The organism is Vibrio sp. SCSIO 43137 (assembly GCF_028201475.1).
Classification (GTDB): Bacteria; Pseudomonadota; Gammaproteobacteria; order Enterobacterales; family Vibrionaceae; genus Vibrio.
On the sequence record NZ_CP116383.1, the window covers coordinates 2,120,214 to 2,136,484 of the forward strand.

The 16,271-nt window shown below is 44.4% G+C and carries 14 protein-coding genes; 6 read left to right on the forward strand and 8 right to left on the reverse strand.

The features are described from left to right. The first annotated feature begins 5 nt into the window (after nt 1–5). The 3 genes from PK654_RS09890 to PK654_RS09900 all read left to right on the forward strand — a co-directional run bounded on the left by PK654_RS09890 (nt 6) and on the right by PK654_RS09900 (nt 3,160). Nucleotides 6–938, forward strand: a complete 933-nt coding sequence (locus tag PK654_RS09890; protein WP_271695619.1) for a lysylphosphatidylglycerol synthase domain-containing protein — start codon at nt 6–8, stop codon at nt 936–938. After that, nucleotides 935–2,389, forward strand: coding sequence for an ArnT family glycosyltransferase (locus PK654_RS09895; protein WP_271695620.1), 1,455 nt, complete (start codon nt 935–937; stop codon nt 2,387–2,389). The genes PK654_RS09890 and PK654_RS09895 overlap by 4 nt, the downstream gene beginning before the upstream one ends. Before the next feature lie 84 nt (nt 2,390–2,473). Continuing rightward, nucleotides 2,474–3,160 carry a phosphatase PAP2 family protein gene (locus PK654_RS09900; protein WP_271695621.1) on the forward strand — a complete coding sequence of 229 codons (687 nt, stop codon included), beginning with the start codon at nt 2,474–2,476 and terminating at the stop codon, nt 3,158–3,160. Between the two features lie 87 nt (nt 3,161–3,247). Here the strand turns inward: PK654_RS09900 and PK654_RS09905 are convergent, their stop codons facing one another. After that, nucleotides 3,248–4,252 (reverse strand): NAD-dependent epimerase, encoded by a 1,005-nt coding sequence (locus PK654_RS09905; protein ID WP_271698854.1) that lies wholly within the window; start codon nt 4,250–4,252, stop codon nt 3,248–3,250. A gap of 230 nt (nt 4,253–4,482) precedes the next feature. Here PK654_RS09905 and PK654_RS09910 point away from each other — a divergent pair, with 230 nt between their 5' ends. Continuing rightward, the gene (locus PK654_RS09910; RefSeq protein ID WP_271695622.1) at nt 4,483–5,448 is read left to right on the forward strand and encodes a sensor domain-containing diguanylate cyclase; all 966 of its coding nucleotides are present in this window, start codon (nt 4,483–4,485) and stop codon (nt 5,446–5,448) included. Nucleotides 5,449–5,469: 21 nt separating this feature from the next. Here PK654_RS09910 and PK654_RS09915 read toward each other — a convergent pair whose 3' ends face one another. The 6 genes from PK654_RS09915 to PK654_RS09940 all read right to left on the reverse strand — a co-directional run bounded on the left by PK654_RS09915 (nt 5,470) and on the right by PK654_RS09940 (nt 12,736). Beyond that, nucleotides 5,470–6,477 (reverse strand): LacI family DNA-binding transcriptional regulator, encoded by a 1,008-nt coding sequence (locus PK654_RS09915; protein WP_271695623.1) that lies wholly within the window; start codon nt 6,475–6,477, stop codon nt 5,470–5,472. 158 nt (nt 6,478–6,635) lie between these two features. Further along, nucleotides 6,636–7,733, reverse strand: coding sequence for an ABC transporter ATP-binding protein (locus PK654_RS09920; RefSeq protein ID WP_271695624.1), 1,098 nt, complete (start codon nt 7,731–7,733; stop codon nt 6,636–6,638). A gap of 5 nt (nt 7,734–7,738) precedes the next feature. Continuing rightward, complete coding sequence (locus PK654_RS09925) at nt 7,739–8,701, reverse strand: carbohydrate ABC transporter permease (protein WP_271695625.1); 963 nt, start codon at nt 8,699–8,701, stop codon at nt 7,739–7,741. 6 nt (nt 8,702–8,707) lie between these two features. Continuing rightward, nucleotides 8,708–9,571: a carbohydrate ABC transporter permease gene (locus PK654_RS09930; protein WP_271695626.1), complete on the reverse strand. Its 864-nt coding sequence runs from the start codon at nt 9,569–9,571 to the stop codon at nt 8,708–8,710. 97 nt (nt 9,572–9,668) lie between these two features. Continuing rightward, nucleotides 9,669–11,018 (reverse strand): ABC transporter substrate-binding protein, encoded by a 1,350-nt coding sequence (locus tag PK654_RS09935; RefSeq protein WP_271695627.1) that lies wholly within the window; start codon nt 11,016–11,018, stop codon nt 9,669–9,671. Between the two features lie 26 nt (nt 11,019–11,044). Next, on the reverse strand, nt 11,045–12,736 hold the full coding sequence (locus PK654_RS09940; protein ID WP_271695628.1) for a sugar phosphorylase: 1,692 nt from the start codon (nt 12,734–12,736) through the stop codon (nt 11,045–11,047). A gap of 319 nt (nt 12,737–13,055) precedes the next feature. Between PK654_RS09940 and PK654_RS09945 the strand changes: the two genes are divergently transcribed. Further along, complete coding sequence (locus PK654_RS09945; protein ID WP_271695630.1) at nt 13,056–14,396, forward strand: glycosyltransferase family 4 protein; 1,341 nt, start codon at nt 13,056–13,058, stop codon at nt 14,394–14,396. Between the two features lie 108 nt (nt 14,397–14,504). Here the strand turns inward: PK654_RS09945 and PK654_RS09950 are convergent, their stop codons facing one another. After that, the gene (locus tag PK654_RS09950) at nt 14,505–15,785 is read right to left on the reverse strand and encodes a dicarboxylate/amino acid:cation symporter (RefSeq protein ID WP_271695632.1); all 1,281 of its coding nucleotides are present in this window, start codon (nt 15,783–15,785) and stop codon (nt 14,505–14,507) included. Nucleotides 15,786–16,085: 300 nt separating this feature from the next. On the opposite strand from PK654_RS09950, the gene PK654_RS09955 reads away from it, so the two are divergent. Next, nucleotides 16,086–16,238: a hypothetical protein gene (locus tag PK654_RS09955; RefSeq protein WP_271695633.1), complete on the forward strand. Its 153-nt coding sequence runs from the start codon at nt 16,086–16,088 to the stop codon at nt 16,236–16,238. Nucleotides 16,239–16,271: the final 33 nt, after the last annotated feature.

A 16,271-nucleotide genomic window follows, 5' to 3' on the forward strand; every position in this document is an offset into this window, starting at 1 on the left:
TAGTTATGAAACACCGTTCGACACTTATTTCTATGTTGACGTTTCTTTCAGTAATCGTTGTAGTTCAATATGTTTGGGGCTGGAATACCCTGCTGTCATTCTGGAAATCCATCCCGGCGACGGCATTAATTTCTTTTACCCTGCTCTACTGGTTTAGCTATTTAGTCCGCAGCTACAGAATATCCATTTACTTTAATAACGCCAGAGTAAAACTGCCGACTAAAGTCGTGTTACCCATAGTGGTTAAACAGACCTTCTGGGCCAACCTGCTGCCAGCCAAAGCCGGAGAGATATCCTTCCCTATTCTGATGAAACGGGCGTTCGCAACCCCGTATACTCATTCAGTTCCTGCCTTGTTAGTGCTTAGGCTGTTTGATGCCTACGTATTAGGCTCTATTGCCGTTGCCATCTTTGCCTACTCTGCCCTTCAGGGCTGGGTGCTGGCATGGCTTGCTTTAGCGTTTTTTATCCCTCAGATAGGCATTGTTCTGCGCCGCCGTTTAATCGGCTTAAGTTACAAATATCGCAGAAAGAAAAAAGCGCGTTTTTTCTGGCAGATACTCAGTAAAATCCCCGCCAGCCGGAGTAAGCTTTTTAATATCACCGCCCTTTCATGGCTGAACTGGGCGGTTAAAATCGTGCTGTTCGCTGCTTTGTTAGCCAGTATGACCCCGCTGATTATTGAGCAGACCGCATTAGCTGCACTATTTGGTGAAGTTTCTGGTATGCTTCCCGGATTGCCCGGCGGCTTCGGCAGCTATGAAGCGGCAGTCTCTTTCGGACTTATGTCCGCAGGTGCGGAACTTAACGGTGAAAACTCGGCTCTTATAGTCGCAGCGGCGTTAAATTCGCACTTTTTTATACTATTTAATTCTATACTTGGTGCCATGATTGTTTTCATGCTGCCAAAAAGATCTTTGATTGAAACGAATATATGACAATTAACCAAATGTCTGAGAACAATATTAAAGGTTCAATGTTAAAACCTTTATTAATTATTCTATTTCTAATATCTATTTTCCGGGGCTATACCCTTTCTATCAGTACTCTCGATCTTTATGTCGATGAAATTCAGTACTGGTGGTGGTCACTGGAACTGGATTGGGGATACTATTCCAAGCCCCCTATGGTCGCGGTGCTTATCTATTTAGTCACCTCTCTGTTTGGCCATTCTGTATTTACCATTAAGCTTGGTGCGGTCCTCATTTACCCGCTGACTTCCTATATTATTTACCTGCTTGGTCAGAAATTAATCTCAGAGAAGGTAGGTTTCTGGGCTGCAGTTCTGTTTATCACCCTGCCCGGGGTTGCGCTCTCTTCGACCATTACCTCTACTGACGTACTGCTGTTCCTGTTCTGGAGTAGCGCCATGCTGTTTTTCCTGCGCAGTATCGAAACCAACTCATGGTTTGACTGGATAATGTGTGCTGTTGTCTGCGGCCTTGGCTTGCTGACTAAGTACAATATGGCAATATTCTCCCTGTCAGCTCTGGGTTATATGCTGTTTTTCGGCCATGCCAGACAGCTTAAAAACCCAAGACTTTGGGTGATGGCAGCGATATCTCTGCTGATTCTGGCGCCAAATTTCTACTGGAACTACCTGAACGATTTCCCGACCTTTGCCCACACGGCTGACTATGTAGATAAACAAGGTCTCTACCCTAAAAAGATGATGAACTTTATCTTTGAACAGGCCGGAATTTTAGGGCCGGTTGGTTTTATTGTTTTGTGGTGGTGGCTGATTAAAGGCGAAAAACCGAGAAATCTGCTGATCAACTTCAGCATGCCAATGCTGGTGATTATCTCTCTGGTGGCTTTACAGGGGAAGTATAACGCTAACTGGGCTGCACCAACTTATGTGGCTGCCATTATCGGTATTGCGCATTTCCTTCAGCCTCGTAAGAAATGGCTGATTGCTATGCTGGCAACCAACCTGATACTGGGCTTGGTGGTTCACCTTGGTGATCCTGTGATTAAGGCGGCCGGTATCGAACTTGAAGCCGGTAAAGACCCGTTTAAACGAGTCCGTGGCTGGAAAGAGTGGGGAGAAGAGGTGAAAGTTTTCACTGATAAATACCCACAGGATCAGTTGATTGTTGACGGACGCACAGCAATTACAGAAGCAGCGTTTTACGTGTTTGATAAACCAAATGAGAGACTGGTTGCTTGGTGGCCGAGAACTATTGTAAAAAGTCACTTTGAGCTGACCAGACCTTATCTTGGTTCAGACGCCCCCGCCCTGTTCCTGACAGATATGGGCGAAGGTAACGTGCAACGTTATTTCACCGAAGTTGAACTTCTGGCACCGGTTAACCGACGCTTGTCCAAAAACAAAACCAGTGACTACGATATCTACCGGGTTTCTGGCTTTAAAGGCTACAATAAATAAGTTCAGCCGGAGCGACTCCGGCTGTTTTATCCAACAATGCAGGGCAGCCAGAGTTGCCCTTAATACACTGAACTAAATATCACTATGTCAAAAATTATGGATTCCAAGTGGCAGCCGGTCATTATTGCCACAATAATTATTGCAATAATTACTGTGGCTACCCGCCTGTTTAATCTGGATATACTTATCAGCGGCTGGTTTTATCAGGCCGGCGAAGGGTTTCCGCTAAAAAACAACCTTCTGGTGCGCTTTTTCTACCGCTCGATCAACGTCTCTGTGGTAGTGAGTATTCTGTTCTTTCTCGGCTTTGCCGTTGCAGCAGTGATTAAAAAGCCGCTGAGAAAACACAACCGTCTGGTTGTTGCCCTGTTTATTTCCATCGTTCTTGGCCCTGGCCTGATTGTAAACTCAGTATTTAAAGAGAACTTCGGCCGTCCACGCCCGTCTCAGACGGTAGAGTTTGGCGGTAAACATCAGCCTCAGGCGGTACTTGAAGCTAACTGGGGCAACTATGGTAAATCTTTTGCATCTGGTCACGCTGCCGTTCCGCTTTCGTTTTTACTGCTGGCCTTTGCAGCTTACAGACGTAAAAAATTCCGTCTGGCAAAACAGCTGGCTGTTGGCATAGTCGGCTGGTATCTGTTTGTAAGCTACGCCAGAGTGGCAGCGGGCGGGCACCACTTTACTGATGTAGCATGGGCCGGGTATTTCTCCTTTGTCTGTGCATGGTTTAGCTACAAGGTAATAGAGAGCCGCGGAAAACAGCAGTAGCATCTGTTGACCTTTCAGGTACAAAAAAAGAGTCATTTAAATGACTCTTTTTTTATGGTTAAAGCATCAAACAGTTACTTGTTATTTCTATTTGTTATAGAAGGCTTTATACCAGTTAACAAACTCAGCCACGCCCTGCTTCACATCCACTTTCGGCTTGTAACCGGTAGCTTCAAATAAATCTTCCGTATCGGCAAAAGTTTTATAAACATCCCCTGCCTGCATTTCACGGAAGTTTTTCTTCGCTTCAATACCCAGCGCCGATTCTATTTCAGAGATAAAATCCATCAGATTAATCGGACTGCCATGGCCGATATTATAAACCTTATAAGGTGCTGAACTGCTGGCGGGTGTACCCTCTTCTACTGTCCAGTCATCGTTTCGCTGCGGAATCACATCGGCAATACGAACCACACCTTCAACAATATCATCAACATAGGTGAAGTCCCGCCACATATCACCATTGTTATTAATGTCTATGGTCTCCCCGTCAAGGATACGCTTGGTAAAGATAAACGGTGCCATATCAGGACGCCCCCACGGGCCATATACGGTAAAGAAACGCAGGCCGGTAGTAGGAATACCATACAAGTGAGAGTATGAGTGAGACATCAACTCGTTGGATTTCTTAGTTGCTGCGTACAGTGAAACCGGATGATCTACCGAGTCAGAGGTTTTAAACGGTGTGCTGGCGTTCAGGCCATAAACAGAACTGGAAGAGGCATAAACAAGGTGCTCTACTTTCGTTGCCCGGCAACCTTCCAGGATATTCAGGTGACCAGTCAGGTTACTCTGAGAGTAGGCATGAGGATTTTCCAGTGAATACCTTACCCCGGCCTGAGCAGCAAGATGTATTACCCGATCAAATTGCTCATCAGCAAACAGAGCCATCACCGCCTCTGTATCAGAAATATCCATGTCAAGGAAAGCAAAGTTCTCATGCTTTATACGTTCCAGACGTGCAAACTTAAGCTTTACATCGTAATAGCTGTTGTTGTTGTCTATGCCGATGACCTGATGGCCTTTCTTGCAAAGTTCTTCAACTGTTTTTGCACCAATAAAACCCGATGCGCCGGTTACCAAATATTTCATCATAGTTCCTCAATTACACGCTCTGTTCCGCCGCTAATTACGCGAAAAAGCGCGACAATTGTACATTGTTCAATGCGATAAGTAAGCGGTTTTTACTCTGTCTATAAATTAATACTTTGATGAATTAACAGCCAATTACCCTTTTTATTCAAATCTATACCTTGATCCAAAGATTTGTAAGGCATAGGATAGCTTTAATTGACATTTTTGTAACATTCAGGTTGTGGTTTATGAAAAGCGAGATTAAAAAATACAAACATGATGAATTTCTGCTTAATCATCCGAATGAACTTATCTCCCTGAATAAGTGGCAAAAAACCGTCAATCTTCTCGCCAGTATGTATCACGCTCCGGCCAGTTTTCTTGTTCAGTACACACCTAAAGGTTTTCAGGTCACTATCTCCAGCGAACAGGTCTCTAACCCTTATCCTGCTGGCATTGCCATTGAGCCGGACGTCAATATTTTCTGCCGCAAAATAGTAGAGAGCAAGATGCCCCTCTATGTTTCCAACGCACTGCTGGATCCGTGCTGGGATACCAATCCTGAAGTACATAACGACGGCTTTCGCTCTTACTTTGGTGTACCTATTCTCTGGCCTGACGGAGAACCATTCGGTACTTTCTGTGTAATGGATTACGAAGTAACCGACTATCAGGGCCCCTATCTGGAGCTTATCCACCAGCTAAAAGATATTCTGGAATCCGATCTGCAGTTAGTGGAGGCATTTAGTGAGCTACAACAACTGGCCGTGACAGACCCGCTTACTAAGGTAAACAACCGTCGAGGCTTTTATTCGATTGCCAATCAGCGCATTAACCTAGCTAAAAAGAACAACGATCGTCTGGTGCTGTTTTATATTGATATCGACCGCTTTAAAGCCATTAACGACAAGCACGGCCATAATATTGGAGACAAGGTATTGGTGAGTGTGGCTGAAACACTAAAAGATAATATACGAAGCTATGACGTGGTCGGCCGGTTAGGCGGTGATGAGTTCGGTGTACTGCTGACCATAAAAGAGCACAGCGAAATCGAAGCATTTGAAAATACCGTCAGTCAGTGCAGACTGTCTGAAGAGTTGTGCGTCGATTTCAGCCTGACTCTCGGCCATGTCGAGATCGAACCCGGCCGGGACTTTGAAGATATGCTGACCGATGCAGATAAAATGATGCTAAGCCGGAAGCAGTCTCATTAAACATGCTAACGGCAAATCTAGCTAGCCCGTTATCAAATCTGACTTTCTGACAACAATCTTGCCGGGATACCAGTTTTTAGTCTCATAGTTACGCTTCTCCAGCTTATTAAGCATAAGTTTGGCCATTTCTTCACCCACATTGAAGGTGTCATAACGTACCGTTGTCACTGAAGGCTTGCTGTAACGTCCCTGCTCATAATCACCATACCCTGCTATAGAAATATTTTTACCCGGCTGGTAACCGAGCTCTTCACAGGCTGCAATAGTACCTATGGCCATATTATCGTCAGCACAAAGAATAGAAGTTGGCCTTTTCGCCAGAGAGAGTACCTCTTTGGCAAGGCGGGCAGCGCCGTCTTCACTCAGTTCACCGTTTCTTACCCAGCGGGGATCAATTTCCAGCCCCGCTTCATCCATCGCCTGATGATAACCGCGGAAACGGGCAACAGAGAGGGTCAGCTCGCTCGGGCCGTCAATAAAGGCTATTCTGCTGTGACCATTTTGAATCTGACGTTTAGTTAGCTCATAAAACACTTCTGCATTATCTACATCGACAAAGCTGTCCTCTTCATAGCCTTCATCAAAACCGTGACAGATAAAGGGGAAGTTCTGCTCTCTCAGCATAGCAATACGCGAATCATTAACTCTGGTACGTACCACAAACAGGCCGTCAATCATGCCGCTGCTGATAAAATCCTGATAGACCTTTTTCTCATCCTGAAAGTCAGAAATAGTGGTTACCATTAGTTGATATTCATGCTTAGCCAGAAAGGTAGACGCACCGGCCAGTACCTTGGAGAAGGCAGGAGAAACGAACATTCTGGAGTTAGAAGGAAGAACAATGCCGACATTACGTGACTTGCCAGATGCCAGCCTCTTCGCTGTTGCGTTAGGCTTATAACCCATCTCTTTAGCCGCATCAAATACCTTCCTGCGGGTATCCGGATTCACATCAGTGTACCCATTCAGGGCACGGGATACGGTAGACTTTGATAAACCCAAAGATTCAGCTAATTTCTTAATCGACATACTGACGAGTTCCTAAAATTCATTCTTTTATACAGCTAACTGACGTTCTCTATAATACCTGCTTCAACCGTTCCAAGGTAGAGGCTGTTACTATTAAAATTACTGTTTTATTAGTTAATTAAAAAAGCCCCTTAACTTCAGTTAAGGGGCTTTTTAGCTTAGATACGCTCTTCGCTATTTACATCGAATAACAGAACTCTGGATAGATCCACCAAGAGTTCCATCTTGTCGCCCTTCACTACTTCAGAACGAAGGTCCAGTCTGGCTTTAACGTTCTGGTCGCTAAGTTTGAACAGAACCTCTTTGTCAAATCCCATTGGCTCAACAAGGTCGATTTCAACATCTTTAAAGTCGAAAGTACGTTCAGTTTCAGAGAAGTACGCCTTATCGTTAAAGAAGTCAGGACGGATGCCCACTTTAACCTTCATACCTTCTGCACCAATCTCATCTTTCAGACGAACATTTTCCAGCTTGCTTCTTTCAATGTGGTAGCCGCCAACATCCAGATAGTCGTTGTAAAGAACGCCATCGATAATGTTCATTGACGGAGAACCGATAAAGGTAGCAACGAAAATGTTGTTAGGATCCAGATAGATTTCCATCGGAGTACCAACCTGCTCGATAATACCGTCACGCATTACTACAACGCGGTCAGCAAGTGTCATCGCTTCAACCTGATCGTGCGTTACATAAACACTGGTACGGCCGAACTTGTTGTGAATCTGACCGATCTCAGTACGCATGTGGTTACGTAGTTTCGCATCCAGGTTAGAAAGAGGCTCATCGAACAGGAAGCAGTCTGCATCACGAATGATGGCACGACCCATTGCAACACGCTGTCTCTGACCACCGGACAGATCCGCAGGCTTACGCTTCAGGTACTCATCCAGTTTAAGCATCTTAGACACTTCTTCCAGACGGTGCTGAATTTCAGCTTCATCCATCTTCAGACGACGAAGAGCGAATACAATGTTCTCTTCAACTGTCTTATGCGGGTAAAGAGCATAGTTCTGGAAAACCATCGCAATATTACGATCTTGTGGTTCTACATGAGTGACTACCTTGTCACCAATAGTGATATCACCTGAAGTAGGCTGCTCAAGGCCGGCAATCATACGCAGAGTGGTTGATTTACCACAGCCTGACGGGCCTACCAGTACAACAAACTCGCCATCTTGGATCTCGAGGCTAATGTCTTTTACGACCTTAGTTTCGCCGTAGTTCTTGATAATGTTTTTAAGAGAAATAGAAGCCATAATAATTAACCTTTTACACCGCCATCAGTTTTACCGCCATCCATATGGCGCATTGCAAATAAGAAACAAATAATAATCGGAGCCAGAGTCAGCATTGACGCTGCCATAATGCGGTCCCATATTGCGTTTTTAGATACAAATAGTTCCTGAAGAGCAAGAGGCAAAGTGTAGAACTCTTTAAATTGTTTTAAGAATACCGAGGCAAACAGATATTCGTTCCACCCGATAATAAAGCAGTACATAAATACCGTTGCCAACATAGGCAGTGACAGCGGAATAACGACTTTAATAATCGCTTGTCTGCGTGAGTAGCCATCCATCATAGCCGCTTCTTCCAGAGCAAACGGTATAGTACGGAAGTAGTTACCCAACATGTACAAGGCTACCGGCAGAGTCTGAACAATATAGATGGCGAACAGACTAAATACTGAACCCCACATACTGGTTGCCAGACCTACATTCACCGCCATCTGGTACAGAGGTACCATAAGCAGTACGCCACCAACCATGTAGACGAACAGTACAGAACGCTGTACCACTACCTGACCGGTAAATCTCAGACGACTGATTGAGTATGCGCCCATTACTGCGAACAGAAGCGAAATCATTGCCGCACCAGCAGATATGGCAAAGCTGTTCAGCATATACCGGCCGAATGGGAACACATCGGCACCGCCACTGTATTTCGCCTCAATAGCGTCTTTTTTCGCCTGAGGAATCTTAGGGTTGGCCAGAATCTTCTGAATAGCAGCAGGAATTTCTACCTTCTTCTCTTCAGTAAATCCAAGCAGTTCTTTATAAGCCTCCAGGTTAACCACCTGAGGGATCAGAGACGGGTTACCCCAGTCAAACTGATGCTTAAGTGATGTCGACAGAATCTGAGCAAATGGTAGTAAGCAGAAGCTCACCAGCAATAAAATTGCTACCCAGAAACCAACTCGACTTTTTACGGTTTGTTTACCCAACATAATGACTTACCACTTCAAAATTTTCTTAACATAGAACCAGATGAGCACACACAAGAAGCCAAACTGTATAACAGAGGTAGCGGCGGCTAAGCCCTGGTCAATAATTCCGGTAAAGGCCTGGTAATATGTAAATACTGGCAGGGTCTCTACGTTTGGAGCTAACAGATAAACGTCTTCAAATCGGTTCAGGTTCCATATCAGACGTAGGATGACCACGGTAGCCAGTACAAAATAGATTTCCGGCAAAGTTACGTGGAAGAAACGTCCTACAGGTCCGTAACCGTCTATTGCTGCTGCCTCGTACTGATCTTTAGGGATAGATTGCAGTTTAGACAGAATTAGCAAGTAAGCGATTGGGAAGTGTTTCCAGATATCGAAGATAATAACGACCCATACCGCCGTATCTGGTTCACCGATAAGGTTAGTTCTGGTGTCAGTTAAGTTCAGAACATCAACAACCAACCAGTTAAATACACCGTTTACCGGGTCAAAAAGGAATTGCCAGCCAAATACAACCGAGATAACGGGTGCAAAGTAAGGCATCAGAATTGCCGCACTGACAATGCCACGACCTTTAAAAGGTTCACGCATTAGCAAGGCAACTAAAAGGCCTAACAAAGTTGTACCTGCTACTGTACCTAACAGGTAGACAACGGTCGTACCGATAGATGAATAGTAATCAGGGTTTGATAAAAGTTTCGAATAGTTGTCCAGCCCGACAAAAAGCTTATCACCATTCAGCTTAACGTCGAAAAAACTAAGGTAGACGTTAAAAACAATCGGATAGAGTATCAAAAGCGCGATAAAAACGATGGTCGGAGATACTAACTTCCAGCCCAGTCTCGCTTCAGCTCTCTCTAATGGAGTCATGAGATTAATTCCTTTCAGATTGGGGTGACACAATATCGCCCCAAGTGAATGTCTGCTACTGCCACTTACCTGACGGTAGCAGAGTGTTGTTCAACAGTTACTTCGCAATGATTTCTTGCATCTGTTTTTCAGCCCACTCCAGAGATTTCTTAGAGTCCTGGTCTTCAATAACAGCGCTGTAAATCATACGAGGGATAACTTGTTTAGAGAAGATTTCACCTGATTTAGGGAAAGCTTTTCCGTCTACAACAGAGAAGTTCTTAATGGTGTCGAAACCGCCAACGATCTCTTTGATTGACTCTTTACCATAGCGGTTAAAGATGCCTTTAGGATCGTTGAGGAATTCTTCCGTTTCAGCGATATCACGCAGCATTGGCAGGTGACCACCCGGAGCCATGTGAGAGAAGGCAACAACTTGATCTTTCTCATTGATGTATTCAAGGAAAGCTTTAGTTGCGTCAACTTCAGCTTTGTCGCCAGTCTTCATTACAGAGAAACCAACCAGAGTACCGAATGTAGAAGGTGACTTCTGAGTGATAGTCGCCGCTAAACGAGTGTTCTTAGACAGGTTAGGGTCAAACTTAGCACCTTTAAGATCTTTAAAGTTCTCTGTACCTAGTGAACTTGCTGCTGCTTCTGCAAGCGCCAGATCATCCATGATGTAAGTTGAGTAGAAGAACATCGCCAGTTTACCTTGCAGGTAGTAATCCCTTGCGCGCCACGTTTGTGGACCCGGAGGGTTGTACTGAGCAAGACGTTTGTAGAAGTCCAGAGTCTCTTGCTGTGCAGCTGAGTTAAAGATTAGCTTACCGTCTTTATCGAACTCACCCGCGTCGTTTGAAAGTGCAAACTGAGTATAAACCTGCTCTGCATAAGCATCTGCTTTAGTACCTACCAGAATACCGTACTGGTTTTCTTCTGGCTTGTAGAAGTGCTTAGCCGCTTTCTCAATCGCTTCCCACGTTGTTGGTGGCTCAAGACCTGCTTCTTCGAACCAGTCAGAACGATACCAGATACCCTGTACCCAACCACGATAAGGAACTTGAACGTACTTGCTGGTTTCAGGGTTTTGAATCATCTTCAATGCGCCCTGATAGAAACGTTTTTCACCAAGAGCTTTAACCACTTCAGTGTTCGCATCTGTGTCAACGATACCTTGCTCAGCAAATGCTAATGAAAGGTTTGAACCAACTTCAACGATGTTAGGTAGAGTACCTGACGCCGCTGCCGCTGCGATTTGAGTCGGCATTTCGTTCTCATCAACGCCAACAACTTCTACATCGATGCCCGGGTTCAGTGCTTCAAACACTTCTGCCATTACCTCGATGGTCTGAAGACGGTCAGACTGAGTCAGAGTCGTCCAATATTCTACCGTTGTTGCCTGAGCAAGGCTTGACATTGTCAAACCGGCTGCAGCCAGACTAAAAGTCAGAGTTTTCAATTTCATCACTATATCCTTATGTTTAGGATTTACTATTCGTTCTTCAGCCACATCGTTTGATACGGCTGTAAGGTTACTGTTGCGTCGACGGCCTCACCAGAAAGGATATCTTTATTAAGGTTATCCAGCAGGCAGGTGGTATCAATTTCCACAGCGCTATTACTAATATTCACAACCACGGCAAGCTGTTCATCACGAACCATGGTAATGAGTTTAGAATCTGTTTTCACAACTCTTTGTGACGCACTTGGTGCAAATGCACTTTCAGTGGTACGTACAGTGAGCATCTTCTTATATCGGGATAGGATCTTATTACGGCGGTGTTCTGGTGTGTTCAGCTCTTCTTCAAGGCGTTCAACATCCAGTTTTTCACGGTTAATAGCACGGTTATAACCAAGCTTCTCCAGACCTTCACTATCGTTTACTGAACCCAGTAAGCTGTGAACGTAGATACCCGGCACACCCGCCATAGAGACTAAGATGGACTGAGCCGCCATAAAGCGATCGATATTCACGTCTTCGCTTTGTTCAATATCACTCACCGCATTGTAGTAGTTGATATTCAGCTCGTATGGGCTCTGTGTTCCGTCACCGTTGTCCTTAAACGAAACGCGTCCCCCATTGGTCTTAACGATGTTCATAAGATCCTCAACTTGCTGGCGACTCAGGATACCCTCAACAGGCCGAACGCCAATGCCATCGTGCGAGGCCAGGAAGTTAAAGAATGTGGTTTTATCTGTGCACTGCTCTAAGCTTGCCATCCAGTCAACGATCTTCTCGCTGTCACCTGTCTGTAGCGTATGCAGTGTCAGAGGAGGAAGCGGGAACTGATACACAAGGTGTGCTTCGTTCTCACCGTTTCCGAAATAACTGATGTTATCCTTGTGAGGTACGTTGGTTTCGGTAATCAGTTTCACATGTGGTGCAACTGAATCCATTACAGCACGCATAGCCTGAACAAGGGCGTGACACTGTGGCTGGTGAATACATGGTGTATCCAGCTCTTTCCACATAAAGCCGATGGCATCCAGACGGATAAACGACGCACCCTGCTCAGAATAAAACAACAGCAGTTCGATAATTCTCGCCAGAACCTCAGGGTTGCGGAAGTTTAGGTCAACCTGATCTTCACTAAAGGTTGTCCAGATATGCTTAGGACCACTTGGCGTTTCAAAAGTCGTCAGCAGAGGAAGCGCTCTCGGACGGGTTACTGAGCTGTAATCACGATCCGGGTTTGCGTCGATAAAGAACTCTTTGTATTCTTCATCGCCGGTCAGGAATTTAGTAAACCACTCACTCGATTTCGACATATGGTTAATTACACCATCGAACATCAGGTCAAAATCTTGCGACAACGCTTGCACGTCTTTCCAGTCACCCAGTTCCGGGTTTATTTTCCAGTAGTCAACAACAGAAAAACCGTCGTCTGAGGTGTAAGGAAAACAAGGAAGGATATGAACAGCTGAAAGAACATCCTTAGTGTTTCTGTTTAAAAACTCATGAAGTGTACGCATCGGCGCTTCATTCTGTTTTTTAATCGAATCACCATAGCTAATCAGCATAATGTCACTTTGATCAACCCAGAGTCTGCGATTACTCTGGATATCAAACTTGGCAATTCTTTCAATCAGCTCGGGCAAAAATTGATTCAGTTGAGCCGGCGAATAGACGCCTGCTAAAATTTGCTGCAAATTATTTTTAAGATGTTTAAGTTCAAGCTTCATTGCTTTTTCCACTATATTCAGGCTTGTATATAAACGCGCCTTACCAATACGACAAATTACTTTTTTAATAAAATCAAAACCGGTTTTGAATAAATACAAAAAAAATGGAGTACATGTACAAAAATAACGACTTCTCACTTTTCGTTTTTTATACTAGAGAGAAATCCGCGGCATTATTTTGAACTGAGTCACTTTTTTCGACCTTATCAAAACCGGTTTTGAATCTTCGTAACAGTAATGTGAAGGTGGTCACTTTTTATCACAATCACTATCGTTAAATTCCACATTAATAGTTAATAACCCACAGGCAGATTAAGAAATGAACATATTACTGGCCCATTTTCGCGTAGGTGAAACCGATGGTGTATCACTTGAAATGGACAAATGGAAATGGGCGCTGGAAGCGTCAGGGCATAAGGTACACTACCTTGCGGGCAGCAGTGGCGACTGTGAAGCAGAGTGTATTTCCGAGCTTCATTATCTGGATGACTTTAATGACAAGATCATTCATAACGCTTACGTGAAAATGAGTGATTACAGTAGTGACAGTGAACTGATTGAGGCGATTGAAGCACAAGCAGAACGTATTGCAGATAAAGTTGCCGATATTATTACTAAACTGGATATCGATATTATTGTGCCAAATAATGTCTGGTCTCTCGGTTACCACTTGCCCGCTGCCATTGGTATTTTAGATGCCGTTAACAGAACCGGAATCAAGGCGATTTGTCACCATCACGATTTCCACTGGGAAAGAGAAAAATACTCAAAACCTACAACGGAAAAAGTGACTGAGTTGCTTGATCAATATTTCCCGCCTAAGCAGGATAATATTCAACACTGCATTATTAACTATATTGCACAGGAAGAGTTGAAGTTTCGCCGTGATATTGACTCAGACGTTGTACCAAACGTATTTGATTTCCACAGCAGTGACTGGAAAGTTGACGACTACAACCGCGATCTGCGGGAAAGGTTCGGCATCCAGCCTAACGATATTATGTTCCTTCAGGCAACCCGTATCGTTGCCAGAAAAGGTATTGAACTGGCGATTGACCATATTGCTGAAGTAGCAAAACAAAAGCAGAAGTTAATCGGAAAAACTCTGTATAACGGCCAAACGTTCACACAAGAGAGCCGCTTAATTCTTACTTTTGCCGGAATGAGTGAAGAAGAGAGCTATCTGGATAAGCTAAAAGAGAAAGCAAAACAACAGGGCGTTGAGTTGCTGTTTATTAATGACGCTATTGCTCACTCCCGTTCTGATGCTGAAGGAGAGAAGGTCTACTCTTTATGGGATGCTTACGCTCACGCCGATATCATCACCTACCCTTCTCTGCTTGAAGGCTGGGGAAATCAGTTCCTTGAAGGTTTGATCGCTAAGCTGCCAATGATTGTCTACCGTTATCCGGTTTATGCCACGGATATTGCAGCCAATCAGTTTGATATTATCGATTTGGGTGACACTCATCAGCTTGATGCTCAGGGGCTAGCCTATATTGATTCTGAGCAGAACGCTAAATCAGCGGAGCAAACCATTAAGTATCTGACTGACAGGGAAACCCGCCAGAAGGAGATGGAAAGAAACTATCAGATTGGTCTGCACTCATACTCTTACCCGGTTCTAAAACAGATTCTGGACAACATCTTCAGCGCTTAAAGAAGAGATGCTAAAACCATCACCGCCGCCAATGGCGGTGGAATAAGGTTCTAAACAACAAAGGCCTGACATCACTGTCAGGCCTTTGAGTTTCTCATCAGTCAGCTATTAGGCGATTTCAACTTCACCTTCAGTGTCTGAATTGTAGATGCTGGTATCCAGTTCACCTTCACTCTTAGCAACCATAACAGAAACCATCATGTCGCCACATACATTCACAGTAGTACGAGCCATATCCAGCACACGGTCAATACCCGCAACAATAGCCAGACCTTCAATAGGCAGACCAACGGTTGTCAGAACCAGTGACAGCATAATCAGGCCTGCACCCGGAACACCTGCCGTACCAACAGAAGCAAAGGTCGCCGTAAGGATAATTGTGATGTAATCAGACGTTGCCAGATCAACACCAAACGCTTGTGCAATAAACAGCGCACATACACCCTGATAAAGCGCCGTACCATCCATGTTAATAGTTGCACCCAGAGGCAATACAAAGCTGGAAACGCTCTTAGATACACCCAGCTCCTGACGGGAAGCCTTAATGGTTGCCGGCAAAGTACCTGAACTACTTGTTGTAGTGAAAGCAACCGCTGCCGGGTTAGCCAGACCCTTAAGGTAACGTACAGGGTTCAGACCACCCAGAGTCGTAACCAAACCGCTATAGAATACTAATACGTGAATAATGGCACCAAGATAAACCACTGCAACCACTTTAATCAGAGGAAGCAGAACATCCATACCGTATTTACCGGCAACCCATGCCATCAGGCCGAATACACCAAACGGTGCGAGCTTCATTACCAGCTCTGTCAGCTTATACATTGCTTCTGCAAGGCTCTCAAATACCTTAATTGCCGGCTCTGCTTTTTCGCCAACCAGAACAAGAGAGATACCCAGACCAATTGCAAAAACAATAATCTGTAGAATATTGCCTGCAGCAAGTGCTCCGACAGGGTTCTTAGGAACCATATTAAGTAAAGTCTGCACCAACGGCGGCGCTTCTTTACCCGCAGCTTCAGGATTAGAAGCGACCATATTCAGGCCTTCACCCGGAGTCAGCACTGCTGCTAAAACAAGACCGATAGTAATCGCTACCGCGGTTGTTCCCAGATAGAAGAGAACCGCTTTCAGACCGATTCGTCCCATCTTCTTTGTGTCCCTCATTGAGGTAATACCGACAATCAAAGAACAGAAAACGAGCGGTACAATCAACATCTTGATTGCATTAATAAATAGTGTCCCGATAGGCTTAAGCACTTCAGCATCAGGTCCCATAGCGGTACCGACAATCACGCCAAGAATCATTCCGATAAGGATTTTCTTCCAAAGCTCTAGTCGAGACCAAGCGCCACCTGTGTTCTGCGCAGTTGTGTTTTTGTTATCCATTGCAAAATCTCTAAAAATGTTTTGTAAAGTGTTGTGTCAACCAAAGTTGACATCGAATAACAGCATAATTCGCTAAATGTGTAAATAATTTATACCCATTTAACATAGGAAAGTTGATAAAAGCAGGAGTTATCTTCAAATCTTTAGATAATATTCAGTTAAAATCACTATAGATATTTTACATATATGCAACACACACATAACAAACAAACCCATTGCATATGATGGACTCTTAGATAACGAAAAGTTAACCAGACTAAAATTATTATTAAGACTCAGCAGATAACAGTAGGTATAAAGATGGGAACCTGGATTTTTGAAACATTACTTTGGTCAATAGTCACCGTAGCAATTTGTGTCGCTATCTGGGGGGTTAACTTACCAAATATACTAATAGCACTGGGCATTTCCGTTGCTGTTTCACTGCTTATTGGTAATAGCTGGCGCTCGTAAAGTCCGCTTAGCTTTAAAATTCAAACTAACTAC

What these genes read in the sequence shown, in the direction of transcription:
- PK654_RS09945 (WP_271695630.1), top strand. Translation starts at nt 13,056, where the DNA reads ATGAACATATTACTGGCCCATTTTCGCGTAGGTGAAACCGATGGTGTA.
- PK654_RS09935 (WP_271695627.1), bottom strand. Translation starts at nt 11,018, where the DNA reads ATGAAATTGAAAACTCTGACTTTTAGTCTGGCTGCAGCCGGTTTGACA.
- PK654_RS09930 (WP_271695626.1), bottom strand. Translation starts at nt 9,571, where the DNA reads ATGACTCCATTAGAGAGAGCTGAAGCGAGACTGGGCTGGAAGTTAGTA.
- PK654_RS09955 (WP_271695633.1), top strand. Translation starts at nt 16,086, where the DNA reads ATGGGAACCTGGATTTTTGAAACATTACTTTGGTCAATAGTCACCGTA.
- PK654_RS09895 (WP_271695620.1), top strand. Translation starts at nt 935, where the DNA reads ATGACAATTAACCAAATGTCTGAGAACAATATTAAAGGTTCAATGTTA.
- PK654_RS09915 (WP_271695623.1), bottom strand. Translation starts at nt 6,477, where the DNA reads ATGTCGATTAAGAAATTAGCTGAATCTTTGGGTTTATCAAAGTCTACC.
- PK654_RS09890 (WP_271695619.1), top strand. Translation starts at nt 6, where the DNA reads ATGAAACACCGTTCGACACTTATTTCTATGTTGACGTTTCTTTCAGTA.
- PK654_RS09950 (WP_271695632.1), bottom strand. Translation starts at nt 15,785, where the DNA reads ATGGATAACAAAAACACAACTGCGCAGAACACAGGTGGCGCTTGGTCT.
- PK654_RS09940 (WP_271695628.1), bottom strand. Translation starts at nt 12,736, where the DNA reads ATGAAGCTTGAACTTAAACATCTTAAAAATAATTTGCAGCAAATTTTA.
- PK654_RS09920 (WP_271695624.1), bottom strand. Translation starts at nt 7,733, where the DNA reads ATGGCTTCTATTTCTCTTAAAAACATTATCAAGAACTACGGCGAAACT.
- PK654_RS09910 (WP_271695622.1), top strand. Translation starts at nt 4,483, where the DNA reads ATGAAAAGCGAGATTAAAAAATACAAACATGATGAATTTCTGCTTAAT.
- PK654_RS09900 (WP_271695621.1), top strand. Translation starts at nt 2,474, where the DNA reads ATGTCAAAAATTATGGATTCCAAGTGGCAGCCGGTCATTATTGCCACA.
- PK654_RS09925 (WP_271695625.1), bottom strand. Translation starts at nt 8,701, where the DNA reads ATGTTGGGTAAACAAACCGTAAAAAGTCGAGTTGGTTTCTGGGTAGCA.
- PK654_RS09905 (WP_271698854.1), bottom strand. Translation starts at nt 4,252, where the DNA reads ATGAAATATTTGGTAACCGGCGCATCGGGTTTTATTGGTGCAAAAACA.